This is a genomic window from Geobacillus sp. LEMMY01 (assembly GCF_002042905.1).
GTDB classification, from domain to species: domain Bacteria; phylum Bacillota; class Bacilli; order Bacillales; family Anoxybacillaceae; genus Geobacillus; species Geobacillus proteiniphilus.
This window is the reverse complement of sequence record NZ_MVKA01000060.1, coordinates 1-9468: the sequence shown is the minus strand read 5'-3', so window position 1 is coordinate 9468 and position 9468 is coordinate 1. Positions and strand designations below refer to the sequence as shown.

The 9468-nt window shown below is 46.0% G+C and carries 7 protein-coding genes and 4 pseudogenes; 9 read left to right on the top strand and 2 right to left on the bottom strand.

Translation table 11 applies throughout. The features are described from left to right. A pseudogene (locus B1A75_RS18730) lies at positions 1-273 on the top strand (IS1634 family transposase); the annotation flags it as partial. Here the strand turns inward: B1A75_RS18730 and B1A75_RS18725 are convergent. Further along, the gene (locus tag B1A75_RS18725; RefSeq protein ID WP_079936695.1) at positions 264-1226 is read right to left on the bottom strand and encodes a hypothetical protein; all 963 of its coding nucleotides are present in this window, start codon (positions 1224-1226) and stop codon (positions 264-266) included. The pseudogene B1A75_RS18730 and the gene B1A75_RS18725 sit on opposite strands and share 10 nt — an antisense overlap. Before the next feature lie 50 nt (positions 1227-1276). Here B1A75_RS18725 and B1A75_RS20695 point away from each other — a divergent pair. Continuing rightward, a pseudogene (locus B1A75_RS20695) lies at positions 1277-1685 on the top strand (DUF4277 domain-containing protein); the annotation flags it as partial. Between the two features lie 290 nt (positions 1686-1975). On the opposite strand, the gene B1A75_RS18715 reads toward B1A75_RS20695, so the two are convergent. After that, entirely contained in the window at positions 1976-2455 is a 480-nt protein-coding gene (locus B1A75_RS18715) for a YiiX/YebB-like N1pC/P60 family cysteine hydrolase (RefSeq protein WP_254866661.1), read from the bottom strand. Between the two features lie 72 nt (positions 2456-2527). Here B1A75_RS18715 and B1A75_RS18710 point away from each other — a divergent pair. The 7 genes and pseudogenes from B1A75_RS18710 to B1A75_RS20690 form a co-directional block, all read left to right on the top strand. Further along, positions 2528-3405 (top strand): annotated as a pseudogene (locus tag B1A75_RS18710) (IS982 family transposase). 158 nt (positions 3406-3563) lie between these two features. After that, positions 3564-4253: a response regulator transcription factor gene (locus B1A75_RS18705; protein WP_079936694.1), complete on the top strand. Its 690-nt coding sequence runs from the start codon at positions 3564-3566 to the stop codon at positions 4251-4253. Next, positions 4253-5257: a sensor histidine kinase gene (locus B1A75_RS18700; protein ID WP_079936693.1), complete on the top strand. Its 1005-nt coding sequence runs from the start codon at positions 4253-4255 to the stop codon at positions 5255-5257. The genes B1A75_RS18705 and B1A75_RS18700 overlap by 1 nt, the downstream gene beginning before the upstream one ends. A 93-nt stretch (positions 5258-5350) precedes the next feature. Beyond that, positions 5351-6106 (top strand): ABC transporter ATP-binding protein, encoded by a 756-nt coding sequence (locus B1A75_RS18695; RefSeq protein WP_012820653.1) that lies wholly within the window; start codon positions 5351-5353, stop codon positions 6104-6106. Beyond that, entirely contained in the window at positions 6103-8028 is a 1926-nt protein-coding gene (locus tag B1A75_RS18690) for an FtsX-like permease family protein (protein ID WP_079936692.1), read from the top strand. The genes B1A75_RS18695 and B1A75_RS18690 overlap by 4 nt, the downstream gene beginning before the upstream one ends. 194 nt (positions 8029-8222) lie before the next feature. Then, positions 8223-9107 carry an RpnC/YadD family protein gene (locus tag B1A75_RS18685; protein WP_079936691.1) on the top strand — a complete coding sequence of 295 codons (885 nt, stop codon included), beginning with the start codon at positions 8223-8225 and terminating at the stop codon, positions 9105-9107. Between the two features lie 221 nt (positions 9108-9328). Further along, a pseudogene (locus tag B1A75_RS20690) lies at positions 9329-9468 on the top strand (ISL3 family transposase); the annotation flags it as partial.

Genomic DNA, 9468 nt, shown 5'->3' with positions numbered 1-9468 from the left:
GGCTATTTGTTTCTGTTGGCCTTGGCTATTTACCGCGTTTTTCAGCGCCGAGTGCGTCAGTTTATTACTCCAGAACACCCGTTGAAGGGTCCTGGAGGCCGCAAGCTGACCCGGCCGACGGGACAGGCGATTTTTCAGCTGTTTCAATATGTGAACGTCGTCCTGTTCAAGCTGCCGGATGGGCGCATCCAACGCTCACTGGATCGCTCCCTCACCCCTGATCAGCGAAGGATTCTGCAGGGATTGGGCATGGATGAGAGCATCTACGTGTAACGTGATACGGAACGACCAGCGATGGTAAAAAAAGGATTGCCATCGCTCGTTGTGTTGGTCAGAAAGTTATTCTGAAAAACGAAATAAAAAATCCTTTCTTTCAACCCTGTTAGGGTGCGAAATGTGAGGTATAATTTATTACCAATATTAATTATTTTTTGCGGGAAAGGTTTAGACAATTTCTTCTCAGAAATGATTTGACCATTATTCAAGTCTACAACCATAAGCTTATTTGTATATCTTTCAGGATTTTTTACCCATTCTGGCCTTGGCCCGTAAGAAAATCCTGTAAAAACACAGTACATTTTGTTATCTTCAATCACAAAATCACTTGGTGGTAATTCAATATTATCTTTAATGACAGGATGAAAGGAAAGGGATGCATCATTAATTTGTATCCTATATACGTTGCTATGCTCACTGGATTTACCACCAGAATTTATAGTGATGAAAATTTCATTTTTGTAATGTTTAATTGTACTGACCATTCCACTGGTAAATGTCAATTTTTCTACTTTCCCACTAGACACATTAACAACAAAAAAAGGCATGCCTTCTCTAAATATTTCAGATGAAGCCATGTAAACTTTTTGCTTTAGTACCGCATAAGACGACGGAACATGCGGCAACTTTAACTTCTTTTCCACATGACCACTCGAAAGATTGATGATAAGCATCGATGGTTTAGTTCCCATATATGTACCATCATCTATTGCATAAACTCGATTTCCTTCTATAGAAAAGCTTTGAAATTTATTTTTATTTTCAATTTCTTTGACTATATTCATCTTTTTATCAAGAAAAATTAATTTGCTATCTCCATCAGCAAGTGCAACAAAGGCTGGGTTCACCTTCAGTTTTGTATCGTTTCGGGAGACAGTTTCTTTCAATTTCTCACACCCAACCATTAAAAACAAACAGATGCAATAAATGAAAATCATGATTTTCTTCATTATACAGCCCCTCGTAAATAAGTGTTCATGAAAATAGGACTACTTAAAACCTCGTTCACTTGGAACAATGGGGTCACACGATTGACCTGGAGAACCCCATCCATCCCGGGCTCCATCCTTCCCTGTTGAATGACGATGCGTTGGCTCGTCGTCTCGACCGCCTGTATAAGGACAGCATTCACCACATCATTAGCGCTTGCTTGATTCATATTTACCCAAAAGAGGACTTTCTCCCCGAGTCTTCACGCCGATGCGACGAACAAGAACCCTTTACAGCGCATATGAATCGGCCTCGCTAGAATCCCTGTAGGTCCACACACGGTGACAACCGCCGTACGAGCATTAGCTGAGGCCGATTCGGTCAACATCCCGCGGAGCGACCCCTTTACGTTGGCCGAGAGAAACAGTGCCACGCACCGGGTTCGAGAAACCTCCTCCACCTATGAAGGCCACCCGGTTGTTTAGTGCAAAATAACAGTGCAGAAATGTGCACTATTTGGTTTTCTTTATCGTGATCATCTTTTTTGTTAAGCACATTTTGTGATGAAGATCCAAAAATATAGTTTCTAAAAGGCCGGTGATTTTTAATGAAAAAGCGGCTCACCCTAACTCTTTTTTTCAATGAGATAAGCCTTTTCAGAGCTGTTCTCGTTTCTGATCAAATACCGCCGATTTGAGCAAAAAACTAGTTTTTCACTAGCCTTCTAAAGATTATTTTACCATCAAGTATTGCGTATTAATCAGCAGAGTCATGAACCGGTTGCAAATATTTTAGTATCTCCGTCTTGATAAATATCATCCGGATAAACGTATAACCCGCCATCGTAATCCAAATCACGATTCCCCATATCATAATACGCTTTCCAAGCTAATTTGCTACAATACCACGTGCTGGTATCCGACTTGTAAGAACCTACAAATTTGTATGGTTCTCCTAATTGGTTTCTAATGTAATTACGGGCAAGGGTTCTAAATTGCTGTTCTAAAGTATAGACATATAAACCGACGGCTTGGTCGTAGTTTCTAAATTTCCTTGCCGTGGAATAGTGGACATTACTTTGTCCGTCACCAGGTTGGTTTTCTACATTCGCTTCAATGAATGCATATGAATCTAAACTACCAGTATAATAAGTACCGTCCCATACAGCGGCATGACGATAATACCCCCATGCTACTGAACCATCATGTACTACAATAACCCGTGGTGCTAGATAAACTTGATCAAGCATAAAAATAGCCCTTGCTGGCGGATCTCCAGTAGAATGAAAGTGTCACCCAACATTCGAAAGGAGAGATCCCCCATGCAAGAGCACTTTCATTTTACTACAGATCCAGCCAAACTTCAAAAACAATATGCCGCCATTTTCTGTTTTGTTTCTGCCCAACTGTCGTTGATTCAAATGTATCTTCATCGCCGCAATCGTCACTTGGTCAAGCAAGAAGACGAAGGTGGTCATCGCCGTTCACCTTTTAGGAAAGTTGCTTGGCTTTTCTTCCGAACGAGCCTGGCATCGCTTTGTCACGGGAAATTTGTTCACAAACGGCTCGTTTCTTGAACGCTCCCGATACAACCGCCGCTGCCGAGCGCTTGGCTTCGCGGTCAAATGGATTCGTCATGAACTGGCGAAACGTGGCCAACAYCATGCTAGACATTGTCGACAGTTTGCCTCTTCCGTTGTGCCATCCCGCGAGAATGCAGCGCGTCAAGCGATTTCGAGGGATCGCGGATATGGGATATTGTGCTTCCAAAAAGCAATGGTACTACGGTTTCAAGCTGCATCTTCAAGTGACCAATCAAGGGCTGGCCATGGGTGATGTCGTGACGGAAGCGTCCTGCTGCGACGTCAAAGCCGCTGAAACGGTGATGACTCAAATCCCTCATCCTGACAACTTTGGGGACAAAGGGTACATCAGCCACGCTCTTCGAGAAAAGCTGTACGAAGAACACCAATCCGCGTTCTGGACACCGTCTCGACACAATCAAAAGCACGGCCCATCCAAGGCATGGGAAGAATGGATCAGGAAAAAACGCAAAGTCATCGAGACGGTGTTTTCGATTCTCGTAGACCAATACCGGATCACCGACATTCGAGCGAATTCCATTGCCGGGTTTGAAGTGGCGCTCGATGGCATCTTGTTGGCTTATTCCTTGGTCACACTAGGGCTGGTTGAGCGCTGACGCTCAACTAGCACCACGGGTTTTATATACTTTCAATTTTGATTTCCGCATCATCGCTTCCATCTCATCGTCCCCCTTCTCCCTAAACAACCAAAAAACAGGTATAATGGAAAACGGAACAACACGCCATATCCAGCGGAAAAGGGTAGGGGGGCACGATGTGGAACATTTTGCTCATTGAAGACGACGTCACATTGTTTCAAGCAATCAAACAACGTCTCGAACAATGGTCATACAACGTTTACGGCATCCGCGATTTCGGTCGTGTGATGGAAGAGTTTTCTGCTTACAAGCCGCACTTGGTGATCATCGACATCCAGCTGCCGAAATTTGACGGGTTCCACTGGTGCCGCCAGATTCGTGCTCATTCGAACGTCCCGATTTTGTTTTTATCATCGCGCGACCACCCGACTGATATGGTCATGTCGATGCAGCTTGGGGCTGATGATTACATCCAAAAGCCGTTTCATTTCGATGTGCTGATCGCCAAAATCCAAGCGCTGCTCCGCCGCGTGTACAACTACAATGCCGGACCCGTTCAGCTGCAAACATGGTGCGGGGCAACGGTCGACTATGAAAAAAGCACAGTCTCAAATGAACACGGAACAGTGGAGCTGACGAAAAACGAGCTGTTGATTTTGAAACATTTATTGGCCAAGAAAAACCAGATCGTTGCTCGGACGGAGCTGATCAAACGGCTATGGGAAGACGAACGGTTTGTCAGCGACAACACGCTGACCGTCAACGTCAACCGCCTGCGGAAAAAACTCGACGAACTCGGTTTGGGCCGCTTCATTGAAACGAAAGTTGGGCAAGGCTATATGGCTACGGAAGAAGGGAGCCACTGATGATCAAAGACTATTTGTGGGAACGAAAAAGCTGGATGGCCCTCTTTCTCTTTCTGGAGCTGTTCATCCTGTTTGTCGCTTATCTGGATCCGACGATTCCGCTCTCCTCCATCCTTTACATCGTCTTTTTAACGACTATCATCTTTGTTGTCTTTGTCATCATCCGTTGGAAAAAAGAAACGGCATTTTATCAACGTTTGCAAGAGTGGGAGCGCGGCCTCGATCCCGTCTCTGCCCTGCGGGCGGCAAGCCCACTGGAGAAGATCGTCGAACGCGTCCTCGCCAGCCAAACGGACCAATGGAAACAGGAACTGAAAGAACACCTCGCCACGTTGGAACAAGAGAAAGATGAACTGTTGTCATGGATTCACGAAATGAAAACGCCGCTGACGGCCATGCGGCTCATCATCGAACGGGTCGGGGACGAAAACACGAAAGCGCAACTCTTGTACGAATGGCTGCGCATTCATCTGCTTCTTGATCAGCAACTTCATCAACGACGGCTTCCACACATAGAAAACGACTTATATATCGAACAAGTCGAACTTGAGCCACTTCTCATCAATGAGATTAAACCGCTGCAATCGTGGTGTATGCAAAAAGGCATCGGCTTTGACCTTCAATTGGACGTCCGCTCCGTCCTGAGCGATGCCAAATGGCTTTCTTTTATCATCCGGCAAATCATCACGAATGCGGTGAAATACAGCGAGTCATCTGACATTGTCGTGAAAAGCTTTATGAAAAACGGCCATGCCCGCTTGCAAATTCAAGATTTCGGCTTGGGCATTGATCCAAAGGACTTGCCGCGCATTTTCGAGAAAGGATTCACCTCCACCACCGAACACCAAAATGAAGCGGCGACGGGGATGGGGCTGTATTTGGCGAAAAAAGCCGCCAAACCGCTTCTTCTTGACTTTCATGTCGAATCCACGCCCGGACGCGGAACGACATTTACGATCATATTTCCGCAAGAAAATGACATCATCCGCACGCACCGCATGTGACAATTTTGTCACACGCGGTTTCGTTTTGTTCGGCCCAACGCAGGAAAAAACCAACCCCATTGCTTATGATAGAAACGAAGGAGGGAAAACGAGATGGTCATATTGGAAGCAACCAACATCCACAAAACGTACGGAACGAAAAAGAACCTACAAGAAGTGCTCAAAGGCATCGATCTGCGTGTGGAGAAGGGGGAATTTCTCGCGATCATGGGGCCTTCCGGATCAGGGAAAACGACGCTCCTCAACGTTCTTTCCTCAATCGACCGGGTGAGCGAGGGCGCTATTTTCATCGAAGGAAACAACGTCGTCGCCATGAAAGACCGAGAGCTGGCAGAATTTCGCAAACGCCATGTCGGATTCATCTTTCAAGAGTATCATTTGCTTGACACGCTGACGGTAAAGGAGAACGTCCTTTTGCCTTTATCGATTACGAAAACGCCCAAGCGAGAAGCGGAAAAGAAATTTGCAGAATTGGCGGCTGAACTTGGCATTATTGACATCCAAAACCACTATCCAAGCGAAATTTCTGGTGGGCAAAAACAGCGCGCTGCCGCGGCGCGGGCGTTCATCCATGAACCGAGCATCATTTTTGCCGATGAGCCGACGGGCGCACTCGATTCAAAATCGGCTTCCGATTTATTGCACAAGCTGCAACAACTTAATAAAAAACGGAAGACGACAATCATCATGGTCACCCACGATCCGGTCGCCGCCAGTTTCTCAGGCCGTGTCGTTTTTATCAAAGACGGACAATTGTATACGCAACTGTATAAAGGAACGGAAACGCGGCAGCAATTTTTCCAAGCCATTATGCAAACGCAAGGCGTGCTGGGCGGTGTTCGGCCATGAGCATGAAGCAACTCCTGTTCCGCAACTTGAAACAAAACATCCAACATTATTATTTGTACGTGTTTGCCTTGATGTTTGCTTCCGCCTTGTATTTCGCGTTCGTGACATTGCAGTACGATCCATCGCTTGATGCCATCAAAGGGGGAGTGAAAGGCGCGGCGGCCGTCCGCACAGGCGCGGTGCTTCTTATCGTGATTGTCGCCGTCTTTCTTTTGTACGCCAACGCCCTGTTTATCCAACGGCGCGGCCATGAGATCGCTCTTTTGCAGCTGATCGGCATGACGAAACGAAACATCTTTTTTATGCTGGCGGCCGAAAACGTCATTCTTTATTACGGCACACTGATCATCGGCATATTGGTGGGATTTGCCGCTTCCAAGCTGTTGATGATGATTTTGTTTAAAATCATCGATATTCCGCTAGCGGCATCTCTTTCCTTTTCTGGCCGAGCATTGGTGCAAACGTTGATTGTGTTCAGCGTGATTGATGTCCTCATGATGGGGATGAACTGCTTGTTTCTCAAAAAACAGACGATTTTATCCTTGTTCCGCACTACATCCACAACCGAAGCAAAACACGTATCCGTATGGAACATGGTCGTGGGGATGGTGGGGATCATCCTCATCGGCAGCGGCTATGGTATATCGACGAAATTGTTTAGCAGCGACTGGAAGAGCGTTCAAGGATTATTCATGGCCATGGCGTTCATTTTAGGCGCTGTCATCATCGGCACCTATTTGTTTTTCAAAGGAACGATCAGCTTTCTGTTCCACCTATGGCGGAAACAGAAAGATGGCTATTTGTCGATCAACGACGTGCTATCGGTATCGTCGCTCATGTTTCGCATGAAATCGAACGCGTTGCTGCTTACGATCATCACGACCGTGTCGGCCATCGCGATCGGGTTGATTTCGTTAAGCTATATTTCCTACTATTCCGCCGAACGATCCGCGCAAAACTATGTCGCCGCCGACTTCGCGTTTACGGACAAAAAAGATGCCGCCCGTTTTACGGCGGCGCTGCGATCTCATGATATTCGCTATCGGGAAACGATTATCGATGTCATCGAAGCACCGACTGATATTTCGATGATTTTGGACATCGCTGATCAAAGCCGGCTCCAGTTTCAGCCGTCCGCCGCGCCGCTATCGGTGATCAGCGACACAAGTACAGGCCGCATCGATGTCAAGCCTGGGGAAGCGCTGCTGACGGGATATCAGGACATGCTCCGTCAATTCTTGCCGTTTAAAGAAACGGGAACGATTCGCTTAGAAGAAAACGGCCGCATGGTCCCGCTTCATTACCTTGGGATGAAAAAAGACTATTACGTCAACTATCATTTCACGTACGGCATGCCGACAGTCATCGTCGACCAAACGATGTTTGATCGTTTGCAAAAAGAAACCGATCCACAAAAGAAAAAGGTGCATATCGGAATTCATCTGACTGACGAAATAAATATTGAACGGGCTGATCAGTTGTTTCAACGCATGGAGTTTTCCTCCATCGCCGATTCGCGCCTGATGATGAGCCGCCACCAAAAGCAGACGTTCGGATTGATCATGTTTGTCGTCACCTTTTTAGGACTCGCCTTTTTGGTCACATCCGGCTGCATTCTTTACTTCAAGCAAATGGGCGCCGGAGAAGAGGAACGGCCGAACTACACGATTTTGCGCAAATTAGGATTCACCGAAAAAGACTTGCTCGGGGGCATTCGGCGGAAACAGCTGTTCTACTTTGGCATTCCGTTGCTGCTCGGATTGTCCCATAGCTATTTCGCCGTCCGCTCCGGCTGGTTCTTTTTCGGCACCGAACTGTGGACGCCGATGTTGACCGTGATGGCGATGTACACGGCCTGCTATTCGCTGTTTGGGGTGTTGTCTGTTCGTTATGACAAACAGCTGATTCGCAAGGCGCTATGAACAAGAGGCTGACGCCAAAACATGGGCTGTTGGCGTCAGTCCCCTTATTGCCGCTCACACTTGGCACCCTGACAGGGGGGAAGGAATGAACCGAAAAAAGTTCTCCACAAAATCTTGACTGACTCACAGCAAATTAAGCTGTCGCTTCTGATTGAAAAGAGGTATAATGATCATAAAACAGGGAGAGTAGAAAAATGGCCGGAGGCATATCGTATCACGCAAAGGACATTTTGTTTAAGTCGTTAAGCGAATTGTACCAAAACCAGGCGCTCGATGTGTATGGACTGCATGGGCTGCCTAGAATTAAAGCGCTTTTGCCGAATGAATTCCCTGCTGTGCGAGCAGATGAAAAACGTTCCGACACGTTGTTTCTTCTTGAAGACGCTTCGATCCTCTTACCAGAATACGAAAGCAACCAACGCTTCATTGACAATCATTTAAAGTACCTCGATTATGCTTACCGAATTTTGCACACATACTATAAACAAGAAAAGCAAATTAAGCCAATTCGCATCGTTGTCATTTACACAAGCGACGTCACAAGCGCCCACGAACAATTGCACGCTGGGGATGTATTGATTTCTTCGAAAGCCGTCTTGCTTTGCGAATATAACGGAGATGCGATTTTTCATACGATCGAAGAAAAAATTCGCCACAACGAACCGTTAACCGCTGAAGAAACGATGAAGTTTATTCTCGTTCCGCTCATGCATAGCCGCTTTGATCGGCAAACGATGATTGAAAAAACGATTGAGCTGGCGAAAGAAATTCATGACGAGTCGACACAGCTCCACGTCATCGCTGGCATTTTAACCGCTACCGACAAGTTTATTGACGAACAATATGCGAAGAAAGTAAAGGAGTGGATCAAAATGACAAAAGTCATGCGATTGTTAGTTGAAGAGTTGGAGCAAGAAAAGGAAGCAGCAGTGAAAGAAGCAGTAAAAGAAGCAGAAAAACAGAAAGCGGTCGAAATCGCCAAAAACTTTCTAGATGTTCTACCTATTCACGAGGTGGCGAAGCGAACTGGATTAACCGTCGCCGAAGTCGCGGATTTAGCGAAGGAAAAAAGCAACTAGCAACAACCTTTCGTTGCACGGGAAAAGAGCCGCTACAAATTTGCTCACCTACAGTTTTAAAAATGGGAATAAAGGCTCTTATTTTTTGAAAATTTTTCAATAAAAATTAACTGTAAAGGTTCATCACCAAATTTTGTGATTTAGTGACAAAAAAGAGAAAGCACTGACGAGATCCTGGCAATAATGTTAGCGGTGAAATCAACATTAAGGAGGTCTCGTAAGTGCTTTCTATACCACTAGGATTGCCAGAATTTAAAGTGATTAAACAAGAACTTCTTTCCTATGGTTATGCGATTCATGTAGAGAAAACAGAGACACAGGAACGTTGCCCTCATTGTGGGTTTGCCACTTCCTCTGTCCA